General features: G+C 59.3%; 16 protein-coding genes and 1 pseudogene. 12 read left to right on the plus strand and 5 right to left on the minus strand.

Going from position 1 to position 15754, the window contains the following annotated elements:
- Nucleotide 1: 1 nt before the first annotated feature.
- The 4 genes from IGS75_RS08170 to IGS75_RS08185 form a co-directional block, all read right to left on the minus strand.
- Entirely contained in the window at nucleotides 2–493 is a 492-nt protein-coding gene (locus IGS75_RS08170; RefSeq protein ID WP_141354334.1) for a YcgN family cysteine cluster protein, read from the minus strand.
- Nucleotides 490–897 (minus strand): hypothetical protein, encoded by a 408-nt coding sequence (locus IGS75_RS08175; RefSeq protein ID WP_202256553.1) that lies wholly within the window; start codon nucleotides 895–897, stop codon nucleotides 490–492. Before IGS75_RS08175 ends, IGS75_RS08170 begins: the two co-directional genes overlap by 4 nt.
- Nucleotides 894–1874, minus strand: coding sequence for an extracellular solute-binding protein (locus IGS75_RS08180; RefSeq protein ID WP_237468732.1), 981 nt, complete (start codon nucleotides 1872–1874; stop codon nucleotides 894–896). Before IGS75_RS08180 ends, IGS75_RS08175 begins: the two co-directional genes overlap by 4 nt.
- Before the next feature lie 256 nt (nucleotides 1875–2130).
- Entirely contained in the window at nucleotides 2131–3291 is a 1161-nt protein-coding gene (locus IGS75_RS08185; RefSeq protein WP_202256555.1) for an ABC transporter ATP-binding protein, read from the minus strand.
- A gap of 86 nt (nucleotides 3292–3377) precedes the next feature.
- On the opposite strand from IGS75_RS08185, the gene IGS75_RS08190 reads away from it, so the two are divergent.
- From IGS75_RS08190 to IGS75_RS08245, 12 genes and pseudogenes are all read left to right on the plus strand, one after another.
- Nucleotides 3378–3656, plus strand: a complete 279-nt coding sequence (locus IGS75_RS08190) for a hypothetical protein (RefSeq protein WP_141354342.1) — start codon at nucleotides 3378–3380, stop codon at nucleotides 3654–3656.
- A gap of 77 nt (nucleotides 3657–3733) precedes the next feature.
- Complete coding sequence (locus tag IGS75_RS08195; protein ID WP_202256556.1) at nucleotides 3734–4168, plus strand: hypothetical protein; 435 nt, start codon at nucleotides 3734–3736, stop codon at nucleotides 4166–4168.
- 190 nt (nucleotides 4169–4358) lie between these two features.
- Nucleotides 4359–4553, plus strand: coding sequence for a DUF1656 domain-containing protein (locus IGS75_RS08200; protein ID WP_062499659.1), 195 nt, complete (start codon nucleotides 4359–4361; stop codon nucleotides 4551–4553).
- A 12-nt stretch (nucleotides 4554–4565) separates the two neighbouring features.
- Nucleotides 4566–5477, plus strand: coding sequence for a biotin/lipoyl-binding protein (locus IGS75_RS08205; protein ID WP_141354650.1), 912 nt, complete (start codon nucleotides 4566–4568; stop codon nucleotides 5475–5477).
- 1 nt (nucleotide 5478) lies between these two features.
- The gene (locus IGS75_RS08210) at nucleotides 5479–7035 is read left to right on the plus strand and encodes an efflux transporter outer membrane subunit (protein ID WP_202256557.1); all 1557 of its coding nucleotides are present in this window, start codon (nucleotides 5479–5481) and stop codon (nucleotides 7033–7035) included.
- Between the two features lie 65 nt (nucleotides 7036–7100).
- Nucleotides 7101–7811: pseudogene (locus IGS75_RS08215) on the plus strand (IS5 family transposase).
- A 101-nt stretch (nucleotides 7812–7912) separates the two neighbouring features.
- Nucleotides 7913–8809: an alpha/beta hydrolase gene (locus IGS75_RS08220; RefSeq protein ID WP_237468733.1), complete on the plus strand. Its 897-nt coding sequence runs from the start codon at nucleotides 7913–7915 to the stop codon at nucleotides 8807–8809.
- 47 nt (nucleotides 8810–8856) lie between these two features.
- Complete coding sequence (locus IGS75_RS08225; protein ID WP_165919964.1) at nucleotides 8857–9015, plus strand: hypothetical protein; 159 nt, start codon at nucleotides 8857–8859, stop codon at nucleotides 9013–9015.
- The gene (locus tag IGS75_RS08230; RefSeq protein ID WP_141352787.1) at nucleotides 9012–9932 is read left to right on the plus strand and encodes a DnaJ C-terminal domain-containing protein; all 921 of its coding nucleotides are present in this window, start codon (nucleotides 9012–9014) and stop codon (nucleotides 9930–9932) included. The genes IGS75_RS08225 and IGS75_RS08230 overlap by 4 nt, the downstream gene beginning before the upstream one ends.
- 10 nt (nucleotides 9933–9942) lie before the next feature.
- Nucleotides 9943–10086 carry a hypothetical protein gene (locus IGS75_RS08235; RefSeq protein WP_202258640.1) on the plus strand — a complete coding sequence of 48 codons (144 nt, stop codon included), beginning with the start codon at nucleotides 9943–9945 and terminating at the stop codon, nucleotides 10084–10086.
- A gap of 36 nt (nucleotides 10087–10122) precedes the next feature.
- Entirely contained in the window at nucleotides 10123–11610 is a 1488-nt protein-coding gene (locus IGS75_RS08240; RefSeq protein ID WP_141352785.1) for a peptide MFS transporter, read from the plus strand.
- 241 nt (nucleotides 11611–11851) lie between these two features.
- Nucleotides 11852–13390, plus strand: coding sequence for a carbohydrate porin (locus tag IGS75_RS08245; RefSeq protein WP_228123940.1), 1539 nt, complete (start codon nucleotides 11852–11854; stop codon nucleotides 13388–13390).
- An 87-nt stretch (nucleotides 13391–13477) separates the two neighbouring features.
- Here IGS75_RS08245 and IGS75_RS08250 read toward each other — a convergent pair whose 3' ends face one another.
- The gene (locus tag IGS75_RS08250; protein ID WP_202256558.1) at nucleotides 13478–15727 is read right to left on the minus strand and encodes a TonB-dependent receptor; all 2250 of its coding nucleotides are present in this window, start codon (nucleotides 15725–15727) and stop codon (nucleotides 13478–13480) included.
- Nucleotides 15728–15754 lie beyond the last annotated feature (27 nt).

The following is a 15754-nucleotide window of genomic DNA, read 5'->3' on the forward strand; positions in this document are numbered from 1 at the left end:
CTCAGCCCTTGCGTTTCAGCACATGACAGAGCGGAGAGCGGTCTGGCCATTCCCCGGGCCAGTCTTCCAGATGGTCTTCCAGCGGTCCGGCGCGACGCTCGCTGATGCATCGGTCCTGGACCGAGGCACCAGAACTGTGAACGCCCTGTTCATGGCCCGTTCGCAGAGGATGCCAGTTCGGAAGGTCAAATCCGTCGCGTAGAAGACGATAGGAACAGCTGGGGGGTAGCCAGTCAATTTCGGCCAGAAGCTTCGGCGTGAGGGTCACGCAGTCGGGGACCTTGCGTTGGCGGTCGGCGTAGTCGGTACAACGGCAGGTGTGTGTGTCCAGCAGGCGACAGGCGACGTTTGTGTAAATGACCTCTTCAGTGTCTTCGTCGCGCAGCTTGTTGAGACAGCAGCGACCGCAGCCATCACACAGCGACTCCCACTGTTCGGAAGACATCTGGTCCAGAGAAAGGGTTTGCCAGAAAGGTACGGTGGGAGAAGTCATGGGTGGTCCAACAGGGCGCAGGCGGCGCAGAAAACAACCGCGAGCAGAATGGAAAGAAAAGCGGATGGTAGAAGGAGCGGAAACCAGATCAGGCGCAGACGTGTCGGTAGGTCGGCACCCAGTCCGACGGCGGCACGTGTTGTGCCTGGCGGCAGGGTCAGCAGGGTCGCCCCAGTTGGAAAGACGACTGCTGGCGCAATGAGCATGCCTTCCAGCCAGCCCAGATCGGAATGAATGTTGGCCAGCGCAAGGGCCAGTCCGGGGGCGGGCAAGAGCAGCAGCACTCCGAGACGTCGCACGACCGGAGCGGGCAGCGCACGCATGAGCAGCGCGATCACGGCGCAGGTCCCGAGAAGTCCTGTCAGGATTGCGGGCAGGTTGAGCCGTAATGCGAGCGATATCATGGTATTTGTGGGGCGAAACGTGTTTCGAACTGCTGTTCGAGCGCTTCACCATGCTGGGACCAGAACGTGTCGCTGACAGTCAGGAACGTTGGCGTGTTTCCCGGCGGAACCGGTCCGGGCATATCTTCCAGGTGGGGAGAATGCATTTTGAGCTGGGCGAGTGTCCGGTGGGCACTGTCTTCTGGAACATTCGAGGGAATGGTCCAGAAGAGCGGCGTCCGCAGCACGTTTTGAGTGCCGGCAACGAAAAGCGAGCTCGCAGCCCCGGCCTGCACCCGGGAACTGACGCTGGTCACTTCCGTACTTGGTGCGCTTAGCATGAGGGCGCTGCTCTGTTCCATGATGCGTGCGGCATCGGCAGGCGTCGTCCACCACACGATATAAGGGCGAAGCAGGTCCAGCTTGCGGAGGGCGCGATCCACACCGGACTGTGTCGAAAGGGTAGGATAGATGTCCTGCGGTGCGACACCATCGGCCAGCAGGGCGATTTCCAGTGTTGTCCTGGCACCGAAATGCAGGCCCCGCCGCCCCGGATGGCGCGCCACGTCCCAGAAATCCTGCCAGCCTGGAACTACTGCTATCCGTGAGCGGTCCCAGGTCAGGGCAAGGTCGCTGACGCCGCCCGGAATGCCGCAGGTGGAGCTGTCGTCCAGTGTGTGGACCCATCCACCCGCGCAGGCCTGCGTCAGCTGCGTTCCCGTGACGAGAATGGCCATCCATGCAGGTTTTGCGGCATGAGAGCCGATCTGGAGCGTTGTCGTCTGACCGTCCCATTCCACCAGACGCAGTGTGTTGTCACTGGAGGTGAGGGCATGCGCTGCGATCGTGCCTTCTGGAACGCCGAAGCCGGGTTCGGGGATAACGGGCGTAGCAGCGTGATGACGGACAGTTCTGCGACGATGCCTGGAGTGTTCATGTCCATGTGCAGAAGCGGACCCCGGCATGAAGACGGAGGTGATGCCGTGTCCGACAGACATGAAAAACGACTCGATGTCGGTGGCATCATGTGACGAGCGTGCGGATGCAGCCTGAGCAGCTGGCTTCAGGAACGACACAAGTAGCACGGCACAGAGACACAGTTGGCGAGGGCCACTCTTGCGGGGGACCCGACCGGATGTCTTGAAGACATGTCGCAAGGGGAAGACGGATCGGGTCAGAACAGAAAGATCCTTGGAAGACGGGGTTTTCTGAAAAGGGAACGGTTTACGGTCGTCCGGACAGGACGGGCACACTTTAATACATCCCGGTACCGGGCGGAAAGGCTGTCGCATGGGCAGCGGGCCAGGCGAGCTGTACGGCGGTTCCCGGTACAGGGATTTTCTGGGCCTGAAGTGGCGGGCGGCGCAGCTCGATTTCCGTTCCTTCGGCGCAGCGGACCCGCATGCGGATATGATTCCCGAGATGGGTGCTGTCGGTCAGAATGCCGCGGACGGGCGCCTCCCCCTCTTCGTCCATGCCCAGGCCCTGGGCTCCGAAAAAGGGTGAAATCCGGTCGGGCCGGACACAGACAAGACATTCCTGTCCTTCAGTCAGATTTTCGGCAGCCACCGCGTCCACGATACCGCCACAGGCCAGATGAACACGGGCCACATCGTCGTCAATATCCAGAACCTGACCTGGCAGGGTGTTGGTCTCGCCAAAGAGAATCGCAACCTCAACGCAGTCCGGACGGTCATAAAGACGGGCGGCATCTGCACATTGCAAAAGCCGGTTGTCATGAAAGACGGCAATTTTCCCCCCGCCGCGCAGGGCATCCTCGCGGCGCGATACACTCTGGATCACGCTCAGATTCAGGGCGCGGGAGAGGGTGCCCAGTAGGATCGGGATGCGGCGTGCGGCATGGGGATCGAGCGTATGAAGCGGATCATCCAGAAGCAGTACGTCCGGAGACGTAACAAGGGCGCGGGCCAGCCTGGCACGCAGGGACTGTTCGGGGCTCAGCTCCGCAGGGCGTAGGCCGGCGATGCCGTCCAGTCCCAGAAGAGAGATCATGCGGCCTGCGGCGGCACGCGCTTCGGTTCTGTTCTGTCGACTGGCGCGCAGTCCGAAGGCGATGTTGTCGCGCAGGTCTAGATGAGGGAAAAGTGGATCCCGTGGGCTGACAATCCGCATCCGGCGCTCTGCCGGAGCGCGGGAAGTGACATCATTACCGCTGACCGTAATGATCCCTCCCAGTTGAGGCAGAAAACCGGCCAGAACATCCAGTAGACGCGACAGGGCCGCAGGTTGGTTGCCAAAGAAGGTCAGTGTCGTGCCTGGCTGGAGCGACAGGTCGACCGGTGGCGCATCAATGGCTGCGCGCAGGCCTGCTACTTCCAGCACCGGCTTGGGGCGGGGCTGGCGGGCGCTCCTCTGCTTGGGAGCCATGCGGGAAACGCCTGACAGGCCTGACATGCAACCTCTGGGAGAATGGATCGTTATAGGCGAAACAAAATCAGGCCAGGATATATCTGACCGGATATTCAAGAAGGGGTTTGAACATGAGCCGTAAAAGCGTCAAGGATAACATTGAAGTGGCAACCGAGACCACGCAGGCTCAGATCGACGGTCTGCGGCACCAGTTGCAGGAACTGCTGAACAACCGCATCAACCCCGCTCTGCTCGACGCAGCGGACCGCACGGACCATGCCGTTGCAAATGCCCGTAAAATCACGGATCATGAAATCGAAAATGTTTCGACGCGTGTGCGGGCGCGTCCGATTGCAGCCGTTTTGATTTCGGCTGTTGTCGGTTTCCTTGCCGGCCGTTTCTCCAAGTAACAGCCCGGTTCTTTCCAGGCAGGGGACGGGCGGCATCTCGTCCGGCCCCGTCCTGAAGAAGAGGCAAGCGACTTTCCATGAAGCCTATCGAACTCGGACAGGATGTCCTTTCAGCCCAGGGGCAGATCCTTTCCCGCTCTGCAATGCGAATCGGCCGCAGGGTGGCCTGTGGTATTGTTGCTGCAGTTTTCCTGTTCTTTACGGCGATCTCTTTTCACGGGTTTCTTTGGGCGTTTTTCATTGATGTCGCCGGTTTGAGCTATGTGAAATCAGCCCTGTGTGTGATCGGCGTTGATCTTCTGTTCGTCGTGATTTTTGGACTTCTGGCAGCCCGCTCGATACCGGATCCGGTCGAGATTGAGGCGCGTATCCGCCGTGACCGCAAGTTGGTCGAGTTCAAGCAGTCTCTAGCTATGGCGGCGCTGACGGGGTTGGTCTTCGGACCAGCCGGCCGTTTCACGATTGCCCGTCTGTTTGCCATTGTGCGGAATTTGTTCGGTCTCAGAAAATAAGCCATTTTATTGCGGATATTGGTCAAAGCCATATAGTCAGTCTCCGTGTAATGGCGTAAGCACTTCGCCAGCTACCGACTCTTCTCTTATTTGAAGGGAGTTGATGTTGCTGAGCGAGGAGCGTTGTGTACGAATTGTCTTACAGTCAGGCGGGTGACGGTCTGGTGGTTGACGGTGGGGTCGGTACCTGATGCTGGCTGAAGTTAACCTGTTTGGCGTTTTTGTTGCACCGCTTTCCATTTACGCCGTAGCGGCGGTCTTTGTGACGTTACTGCTTCGAAGCATCCTGTGGCGCACTGGTGCGCTCGGATGGTTCTGGCACGTCGCTCTCTTTGAAATAGCGCTTTATGTCTGTGTTCTCTGTCTGCTCATCCTTTACGTCTAGGGAGGGTCAGCGATGAACTGGACCCGTAGTGTGATCCGTGTCCTGCTGACCCTGATCGTCCTGGCGCTGGCCATCGGCCTGGGGCGGACGATGTGGGACATCTATGTCCTCGCTCCCTGGACCCGTGACGGCCGCGTGCGTGTTTACGTCGTGGATGCCGCGCCTGAAGTTTCGGGTACGGTTGTGGCCGTGCCGGTCGTGGACAACCAGTTCGTCCACAAGGGCGATCCGCTTTTCGTGCTTGATCCGGTACGCTTCCGCCTCGACATCGACGCCGCCCGCGCCCGGGTGGCGGGTGCCGAGGAAGACCTGAAGCTCCGCACGTCCGACGCCAAACGTCGCATGGGGCTGGGTGGCATCGTCTCGGCGGAAGAGCAGGAAGACTTCAACTCCAATGTTGAAACCCAGCGCGCCAAGGTCAACGCGGCCAAGGCCGAACTGAACACCGCGCTGCTGAACCTCCAGCGCTCGACGGTTTATTCACCGGTGGATGGCTACATCACCAACCTCAACCTGCGGGTGGGTGACTATGCCCATGCCGGTGTGTCGGGGCTGGCGGTGATCGATGCGCACAGCTTCTGGATCAACGGCTATTTCGAAGAAACCAAGATGCACGGCGTGCGTGTGGGTGATGAGGCCCGGATCAAGCTGATGGGCTACAAACAGATCCTTATGGCGCATGTCGTCAGCATCGGCCGCGGCATCAATGACCAGAACGGCGTGTCCGACAAGCTGGGCCTGCCGGACGTCAACCCGATCTTCACCTGGGTGCGCCTGGCGCAGCGTATTCCGGTGCGTCTGGAGTTCGATAACGTGCCGCCGGACATTACGCTGGCGGCTGGCATGACGGCCACCGTGACGATCGGGCGTGAGACGCCGGGTGCGCGCGGACGTCTGACCACCTGGCTGCAGAACCACCTCTGACATGTCACGCATCCCCCTTTCCCGATCGCTCGCGCGGCCTTTCACCCGGGCCGTAGCCCTTCGCAGCGTGGCTCTGGCCCTGAGCACCTGCCTGTCACTGACGGCGTGCACGGTGGGGCCGAACTTCAAGCCGGACCGGATCAAGGTGCCCGATGCCTTTGTCGAGCAGCCTCATCCTGCCACCGCCGATGCGCTGGCGCAGTCGGCTGCCGACATGAAGGACTGGTGGTCGCAGTTCCACGACCCCATGCTCAACGAACTGGTGGAGCAGGCGATCAGGGGCAATTACGACCTGCAGATCGCATCGCAGCACATCGTCGCCGAGCGCGCTGTTCGCCGTCAGGCCCAGTCGGCCTGGTATCCTCAGTTGGATGCGGCAATGGGTGGTGGCGATGATCGCTATTCCGTCAACGTGGACAACTGGCCGCTGCGGCCGGGCAATCCGGCCAACCGCCCGGACGCTTCGGTTCTGACCTATGGCGCGCGGGCGAGCTGGGAAGTCGATCTGTTCGGGCATATTTCCCGGCAGGTGGAAGAGCGCAAGCGGATCGTCGAGGAATCGATCGAGAACCGTCGCGCGGTCCTCCTCGCGCTGCTGGCCGAGATGGCGACGGATTACGTGACACTACGCTCCGTGCAGGAACGTCTGGGCGTCACCGAGCGCGCCATCGACGTAGCCGTACGCTCGCGCGAGCTCACCGAAAAACTCTACACGCATGGTCTGGGTAACACGCTGGCCGTGGCGCAGGCCCAGACTGAAGAACATCTCGAACGCGCCCGTCTGGCCCCGTTGCATGAGCAGGAAGAGCGGCTGATGCACGCCATCGCCATTCTCGTCGGCGACATGCCGGGGCAGCTTGAGGAAGAGCTGGAAAAGCGCCGTCCGATCCCCGATCTGCCGCGCTTCCCCGACAGCCTGCCCTCGATCGTGCTCGCCAACCGGCCCGACATCCGCGTGGCCGAGGCCGAATACGCCGCCGATACGGCGCGCGTGGGCATTGCGGTGTCGAACCTCTATCCGAAATTCATGATCCCGCTGACCTTCAACCCGAACGCGTCGGCCGCCTATCAGGCGTTTCAGGCGGGTGGCATGGCGTGGAGCTTCATGATGATGGCAACGCTGCCAGTCATTCATGGCGGCCGCTACACCGCCGCCATTGCGCAGGCCCGCGCCGAGGCCGAGGGCAGCCGTCTGAACTATCGCAAGACGGTTCTCAAGGCGTTTGCGGATGTCGAGGACGCGATGGGCGACTGGCGACATAATGCCGAGCTGGTCGAAGAACTGAACCAGGCCTCCGTCGATGCTGGTCTGGCCCGCGACCGCGCCCAGAAGCTGTTTAAGGCCGGTCTGACCGGATACCTGAACGTACTGACGACCGAACAGACCGCCCTGTCCGCACAGGATCAGGCCGTCGTCGGTCGTCTCGCCCGCGTCCGCAACGCAGTCGCGCTATACATCGCACTCGGCGCCGGATGGCAGGGCAAAGCCCTCACCGACACAAGACTCCCCGTCGAAGTCAAACAGCAAAACGCCTTCGTCAGAGCATTCACCAGATAACCTAGGCTCAGGCCCCATTGATTTGATTACGAAAATCTGATTCAGGCTCTGCGAGGAGGCTGAAGATGAGCGATCTGTTTTGGCTGACGAACGAACAGATGGATCGTCTGCGGCCCTTTTTTCCAAAGAGCCACGGCAGACCCCGCGTTGATGACCGTCGCGTGTTGAGCGGCATCATTTTCGTAAACCGTAATGGCTTGCGCTGGCGGGATGCGCCTCGGAAATACGGTCCATATAAGACGTTGTACAACCGCTGGAAGCGCTGGGGTTCCATAGGAATCTTCGCCCGGCTGACGGACGGTCTGGCTGCCGGAAAGGCAGAGCCCCAGACCATCATGGTTGATGCGACCTATCTCAAGGCACACCGTACGGCTTCGAGCCTGCGGTTAAAAAAGGGGATCCAGGCCGCCTAATCGGACGGACAAAAGGTGGCATGAATACGAAGCTGCATGCGATCACCAATCAGAATAGACGACCGTTGAGCTTTTTTATGATTGCGGGGCAGATCAGTGGATTATACCGGTGCTGCTGCTCTGCTGGACAGCCTTCCTATGGCACACAGTGGATGCTGGCGGACCGGGGTTATGATGCTGACTGGTTTCGGGATGCCCTGGAGGAAAAAGGGATCAGGCCCTGCATTCCAGGACGGAGATCCCGCGGCAAGCCAGCCAAATACGACAAGCGAAAATATAAGTGTCGCAACACGCTACGACAGATGTCCGAATGTCTTCTTCTCAGCCATCTGCCTCGCTGCAACCGTCATGTTCTGGCTATGAGTCCTGAGCCTAAAAGCGCGGGGGTACCTGAACGGGAGACACAGAATGAAGCCGGTAGTGTTTCGTTTCCTTTCCTTTTGTACCTGTTATCCCTTGGTGGATTGTCGTCTTATGCCCTTGCGGCTGAGAGTGCTGTCATTGAAGCGCCTGGGCCTCTGGGACCGCTGGAAGGGACCCTGGTAAATGCTGGGGCTAATACGCCCGTCGTTCTGATGATTTCGGGCTCTGGACCGACGGACCGGGATGGAAACTCGGCTCTCGGGCCAAAGCCTGCGACGCTGCGGCAGATTGCAGATGGGCTGGCGAAACGCGGTATTTCTTCCGTCCGGATCGACAAGCACGGCATGTTCAGCAGTAAACAGGCCGTAGCGGATGGTAATCACGTTACGATTGCTGACTATGCCACCGATGTACGGAACTGGATTACCGTCATCCGGCATAAGTCTGGTGTACGCTATGTCTGGCTCGCAGGACATAGCGAGGGTGGGCTTGTCGCCTTGGCTTCTGCGCAGGGGGGCGCCGATATTTGCGGGCTGATCCTTCTGGCCGCTGCCGGTCGACCTCTGGGTGAAGTGCTGCGTAGCCAGCTTCATGCCATGCCTGCAGCGCAGACAGTGCTACCGCAGATCGACGGGGCGATTGATGCCCTTGCAGCCGGGCGTCATGTGAATGTCCAGACGCTGCACCCGGGACTGCGTCAGCTGTTTCATCCAGCCGTTCAGGACTACATGATCGATCTTTTCCGTCATGATCCTGTCGTTCTACTCAGGGCTTATCGTGGGCCGTTTCTGATCATGCAGGTGACGGCGGATCGTCAGGTTAGCGCAATTGAAGACCTGCCACTGCTGAAGGCGGCTGATCCGAAAGCGCAGGTTGTTCTACTGCCGAATGTAATCCATACGCTGGCGGATCTTGGTGTTGCTCCGGCGGCGGATGGATCACTTCCGCTGGATGGTGCAGTAGTGTCTGATATTGCAGAGTTTGTTCTGAAACATTGACCCCAGTTTCGTGCGATCACACATTTGGGGATAACGGAGGATCAGAAATGGCAGACGATGGACATCCCGCAGAGGATTATCTTCGCCCAAAGCTGCAGGCCCTGATCTCAGACGGTGTGCGGGCCGGATTCCCGCAGGATGAAGTCATTGCGGTCCTGATTTCCCTGCTGGATGAGGGACCTGAAGAAGACGGGGAGATGACATGAGCGACCCATATTCGGTATTGGGCGTTTCGAAAACGGCGACGGACAAGGAAATCCGCAGCGCGTATCGGAAACTGGCCAAGCAGTACCATCCGGATCACAATCCGGACGACAAGAAGGCCGAGGAACGTTTCAAGGCGGTCGGGCAGGCTTATAATATTATCGGCGACAAGGAAAAGCGCGCGCGTTTTGATCGCGGTGAGATTGATGCCGACGGTCAGGAACGGGGACCGTTCGGTGCTGGCTTTGGCGGTGGTGGATATGGCCCGGGCGGTCCGCGTGGGGGCGCACAGGGCTTCCAGGGCGGTTTCAGTCAGGAAGATCTGGGTTCTTTCTTTTCGGACATGTTTGGTGGCGGCTTTAGTGGCGATTTCCAGCCGGGCGGCTCGGCCGGTCGTCGTGCGTCCAAGGGTTCCGACCGCCGCTATGCTGTGACGATTTCGTTCCAGCAGGCTGTTCTGGGGACGTCCCTGGATCTGACACTGGGCGAAGGCGGGCATACCGAGGTCCGTATTCCACCAGGGGTGGAAGATGGCCAGACCCTGCGCGTGCGCGGCAAGGGCGCTCCTGGTCGTCCGGGAATGGACGGGCAGCCGGGTGTTTCGGGTGACGCGCTTCTGACGATTACGGTCACGCCTGACAGCCGGTATGTCCGTGAGGGGCGTAACCTGCGGATCACGCAGAACCTCGATCTGAAGACGGCTATTCTGGGCGGCAAGATCGCCGTTCCGACGCCCAAGGGTGATGTTTCGGTCAAGATTCCGAAGCATTCTGACAGCGGTAAGGTCTTGCGTCTGTCCGGGCGGGGGGTCGCAGGCGATAAAAAGCATCCGGCTGGTGATCTGCTGGTGACGTTGCAGGTTCATATCGGTACTGTGTCTCCCGAGCTGGAGGCCTTCTTCAGCCAGCAGGAAAGCTGAAGAGATGGGGATGGTGCGTCGCGTCCGGTCGAGGCTGCCGGAATGGCCGTGGAGTGATATCGTCGGCGGTATTGTGGCGCTGATCTTCGTGATGGTTCTGGGCATTATCAGTACGCACGCACTGATCCTCGCCGGAGAGTGGCATTTGCCCTAAGGTGCGGCCCGTCTTCTGGTTTCTGACGGGTTCTGCATGACTGCTTCTTCTCTTCCTTCCGCCCCCGGGATGCGCCGTAGGGCGTTCACTGTCGTTCTGGCCATCGAACTGTGGGAGCGGTTCGGATATTACGGTATGCAGGCCGTTCTCACGCTGTTCATGGTCGTGCATCTCCGAATGGGTGATGCAGCAGCCAACCTCATGATGGGCGCCTTCGGGGCGCTCACTTATATTACGCCTTTAGTTGGCGGTGTCATTGGAGACCGCGTACTGGGAGCGCGGCGAACCGTCGTCATGGGCGCGCTCCTGCTGACAGGCGGCTATGCGGTTCTGGCCGCAGCATTGCAGTCCCATATTTTGCTTCTGGTGGCGATGGCTCTCATTTCCACGGGAAACGGGCTGTTCAAACCCAATGCCGGAAATCTGGTGCGCCGGATCTATAAGAACGATGACGCGGCGCTCGATGCCGCTTTCACGCTCTATTATATGTCCGTCAATGTCGGTTCGACGGTTTCCATGCTGCTGACGCCATGGTTGCAGATCCATTATGGCGCGCCTTCTGCGTTTGCCGCATGCGCGGTCGGGCTTGGGGTCGGATTGCTATATTATGTGCTGCGCTCCAGCTGGCTTGATGCCACCACGCCCGCTTCTGAAAAACAGCCTGTGCCACTGCGCAGGTTTGGACTGGTCGGGGCTGGTCTCGTCATTATGACCGTTTTCAACGCATGGATTCTGGGGAGCGATACTCTGGCACGGCTTTGCGTAACGGCAGCAGGGGCAATTCTCGCGGCGATCTGGGTAGCGCTGTATGTGCGGGCGCCGAAAGCCGAACGTCCGGGATTGCGGCTGACCTATATGCTGTGCCTGCAGGGGACGATCTATCTTGTTTTCTACCAGCAGATGATGACGTCCCTGACACTTTTTGCCCTTCGTGGCGTCTCTGGAGATTACCGTATTGGCGGCGTGACGCTGTTTCATATGTCGGCAGGGCAGTTTCAGGTTCTCAATTCTCTCTGGATTATGGCTCTCAGTCCGGCGCTGGCCTTTCTCTACAACCGGATGGGACAACAGCAGAAACAGACGTCCCATGCCCGCAAGATGATCCTTGGCTATGCCATGGTCGCCTTGGGGTTTGGCGTGTGGTGGGCTGCTGCTGCCCATGCGGACGGGCTGGTGTCGCCTTGGGTGATGGTAGTGGGATATGGCTTTCTGTCCTTGGGTGAACTGCTGACAATTGGTCTGGGATTGGCCGTTGTGGCCTGTTATTCGCCCGCCCGGTTGAGTGGCTTTATGATGGGCGCGCTCTATCTGCTGTGGGGCATTGCCATGTATGTGGGCAGCCTTATCGCCAATCAGGCTGCGCTGTCTCCGGAAGCCATCGCAGGCGGCGGTGGGGCGTCTCTTTATGCCGGGCTTTTCCGCACCTTGTGTGAAATCGCTGCTGCTCTGGTCGTTTTGCTGCTCTGCCTTGAGCCTCTGACGCGCCGCTGGGATCGGGAACACGCAACTGTGATCGGCGGGTAAGTCTTGAAAACTGTAGCGTTAAACTTTTTGTAATCCGGGAGAAATCTCCGGATAAAAATTTTGCGTTCTGCTTTGGGACTGTATTGCGAAAGGCATGTTCCGAAAACAGAGCTCTTCCCCACTCTATTCTGGACCGTTTCCGGACTGTATGACGGTGCCCAGCAACAGCCTCGGGTGCTGTCGGCTGTAATGGTGTCACAGGGAGACAGTTTGGAATATGGGGACGTTCGGGCAGGATTGTATGAAAGCGCTGTTGACGGCCTGTGCCATGACAGCGGTGCTTCCTGGCATTACTGCCACTGGCTATGCACAGACGGCATCAGCTGGGGTTGTAGACGGCCGTCAGAAAGCTGCTACCAGAGCCAGTACAGCAACCATGGGCACCCCGCAGATCCGGACGAAATCCATTTCTCCGGTCCCGCCTCTGCTCAAACCGGTTCCGACAAAGACAGGCGCCGAGGCCGTAGCGAAAACGTCCGATACAACGGAAAGCCGTTTCTTCCCGGCATCGTTCCATGACTGGCTGACCCAGAGCACCATGACCGGTGACTGGGGGGGCTGGCGCACTTGGCTGGCTGACAAGGGCATCAATATCGGTGGACATTATCTTGAGGACAGCGCCGGCAATCCGATGGGCGGCAAGACCAAGGCCGTGCGTTATGCGGATGAGTTCGGCATCAATGTCGATTTCAACCTTAAGAAGCTGACCGGGCGGAATCTGGGTATGTTTCATACGGTGATCACGGCGCGTCAGGGTCTGGGCCTTGGCGCGACGCTTCCGACGCTGGATAGTCCGCAGCAGATTTTCGGTTCGGGTGAGACGGTGCGTCTGACTCGTCTGTCCTGGGAAATGCCCTGGAACCGCTATGTCTCGACCGAGGTCGGTGAGATCAATACCGAGAACGATTTTGAGCAGTCGTCCATGTACTGGGGTATGAGCCAGTATTGCCAGTTCGAATCCAACGCGATCTGCGGCATGCCGCAGTCCATTGCGATGAACTCGGGCTATGGCTGGTACCCGACGGCTCATCCGGGCGCATGGGTGAAGTTCTACCCGGCTGGGAATAATCATTATCTGGTACAGTTCGGCGCGTATTCGATCGATCCGACGATCTCGAATACGCACAACGCTTGGAAACTGAACCTGCATGATGCCATCGGCACGTACATTCCGTTTCAGCTCGGCTGGCATCAGGGTGGCAAGGACGACTACAGTGGCCCGCTCCAGACCAACGTCAAGATCGGCGGTTACTGGGATACGTCTGAAGTCAGCGATGTCTATTCCAAACTCAGCATGTTCTCCGTTCCAGCCGAGTATTTACTGTCCGCCCCGACACAGAAGGTCCGTGGGCGATTCGGTGGCTGGTTCCAGTTCGACCGGATGCTGGAGCGTGATGCGGCTGATCCGAATCGTGGCACGACGCTGTTTACATCTTTTACATGGGGCGATCCACGCACGTCCGTTGCACCGTATTTCATCACCTGGGGTGTGACCCGCAAGGGCACGTTCCGCAATCGCCCGAACGATACGATCAGTCTGGGCATGAAGATGCTCTGGGTGAATCCGAAGCTGACGACCTGGGCGCGCCAGATGCAGGCCTCCGGCGCACAGGGTATCAACAAGCCCTCCGGTGAGCATGCGATCGAACTGAACTACGGCTGGCGTCCGACGCCCTGGCTCGTGGTCCGGCCAGGTGCGCAGTATATCTGGAGCGCCGGCGGTACGAACCGCTACAAGAACCCGCTGCTTCTGGATTTCGAGACGGGTATTACGTTCTGATCTTTACCGATCGGAGGACTGGACATGAAAAACGCGCCGCTCCCGGAAGGGAGGGCGCGTTTTTCGTTTTCGGCGGTATGAGACGGGTTACAAATCCGTCGTGAAGGAGAACTTGAAGGTGCGGGGCATGCCCTGCATCAGGTAGCCGTTGAAAGCCGAGGACCAGTAGCGCGTATTGGCCAGGTTATCGACGCCGAAGCGCAGGGTGACCGGTGTGTGATGCGTTACGAAAGTATAGCGTCCCGCCAGATCGAAGCGTGTCCAGACCGGGATGTGTAGCGTATTGGCCGTGTTGACCCACTGCTTGCCGGTGTTGACCACACGGCCCACGACCGTAGCGCCCTTGAGGAATGGTAGATCGTATTCGAGATTGCCGTTGATCGTGTAGTTCGGCACGCCGATAGCCGTGTTACCGTCCTGCAGGCCACCTGCCGTATGGCGTAGATCCGCCTGAATCACCGTGCCGCCGCCATTGAAGCGTAGTCCAGGCATGATTTCTCCATTCAGCGTCAGTTCGATACCGCGATTGCGTTGCAGACTGTCTTCGCGAAAAGCGAATTCACCCGTATTGCCGACCGCCACGGAATAGGCATTGGGCTGTGAAATTTCATAGACGGCAAGCGCGGCGCTGAAACGGCCCGTGTCGTATTTCGCGCCGACTTCATACTGAGTGGATTTGTAGGGCGGGAAGATCTCGCCCACGTTCTGAACGTTTCCAGTTGCCGTCGGCCCTTGCGAGAGGCCCTCAATCCGATTGAAATACAGCGATGTCCGGCGGGTCGGGTGGATGACCAGCCCGACGACCGGCGTGATGGCATCCTGGTCATAATGGCTGCTCATCGCGCCCTGACCGGTCGTGCTGTAATTGTAGCCGTTGATGAGCATGTTCTGGTACCGGAAACCGCCTGTCAGGGCGACACGGTCATGAAAGAACGACATCGTGTCCGAGAAGAACAGGCTGTACAGGCGGGTTCGGCTGATCGTCTGCGGGTCGTTGACGACGCCACCCGCAAAGGTCTCGGCTGGGGCGGCAAATTGTGGCGTGTTGTAGATGTTGGTCGTACCGGGGGTGAGAGCCATCGTATAAGCGGCGGCGCTGTCTTCCCATAGACCGGATCCACCGGTGTTGATCTCGTGGCGGACGGGGCCGGTGCGGAAATGGGCGCGAACACCTGCGCGGGTGCTTTCATTGGTTTGATCGTACGGCACATACATGGCACCGGCTGTTCCAGCGCCAGAGGTGGCATCGGTGACGGTCGGGTTGGAGTAATTGCCCTTTTCGTTGCTGGTCAGGGCCCCGAAGGCACCATAGAGCGTGATGTTGCTCGTCAGGTCATGCTCGACGTTGAGCATGCCGAAGACATAGTTCAGGTCGTTATAGGCCCAGCGCTGACCGAAATTGTGCGAAGGCGCAGCAGGGTGCGGAACGGATGTGACATCGCTGCCTAAGAAGATTGCTGGTCGGCCACCATTCACACCCTGGTTTTCGTAGTCGATATCCATGGTGATTCGGGTGCGGTTGCTGCGGTCATGCCAGTCGAAATCCGCGCCCAGCGTTGTGGAATGGCGGTATTCATCCGTTACGGAATCCTCGCCGCTCTTGCCCGCTACGTTCAGCCGCACGCCAAAGGCCTTGTCCTCGCCGAAACGACGGCCGACATCTATGCTGCCACCGCCCATGGCGCTGCTGGTGTAGTCACCTGTAATGCGGGTGAGGGGGGCATTTGTCGCATGCTTGAACAGCAGATTGATATTGCCGCCAATGGCTGACCCGCTCGGTGCTGCGCCGTTGAGGAATGCGCTGGCCCCGTTGAGAACCTGCACCTGATCGTATAGTTCGGGCGAGACGAGCTGACGGGGAGTGATGCCGTACAGGCCGTTGATCGACACGTCGTCGCCATCCACCGCAAAACCGCGAATGACAAACATTTCGGAGAAATTGCCGTAGCCGAAAGTGGTTCGGACGGTGGGATCGTTTTCCAGCACTTCGCCCAGCGTTTGGGACTGCTGGTTCAGGATCAGGCTGGAATTATAGCTGCGGATGTTGAACGGAACATCCAGCCCTTTCTTGTTGCCCAGAGCGCCAAGCTGTCCGCCGCTGCTGACCTGCATTTGGTCTCGCTTTCTAGCCCGAACCACGATTTCCTCGTCCGGCGTGACCTGCGCTGCAGCACGGATAGGTTTGGCGGCTGGCGTGGTTTTGGGGGCCGTGGCGGTTGCTGTGGTCGGGACAGAATCGGCTGCGAGAACGGGGAAGGCTGCTCCTGCCAGTAACAGGCATGACAGGCGCGCAGCCCGCCATGGGTGACAGAACGGTGCAGAAAGCGATGCGAGCACGAAAACCTCGGAACAATAAACACTCTG

Source organism: Gluconobacter sphaericus (assembly GCF_016757795.1).
Lineage (GTDB): Bacteria > Pseudomonadota > Alphaproteobacteria > Acetobacterales > Acetobacteraceae > Gluconobacter > Gluconobacter sphaericus.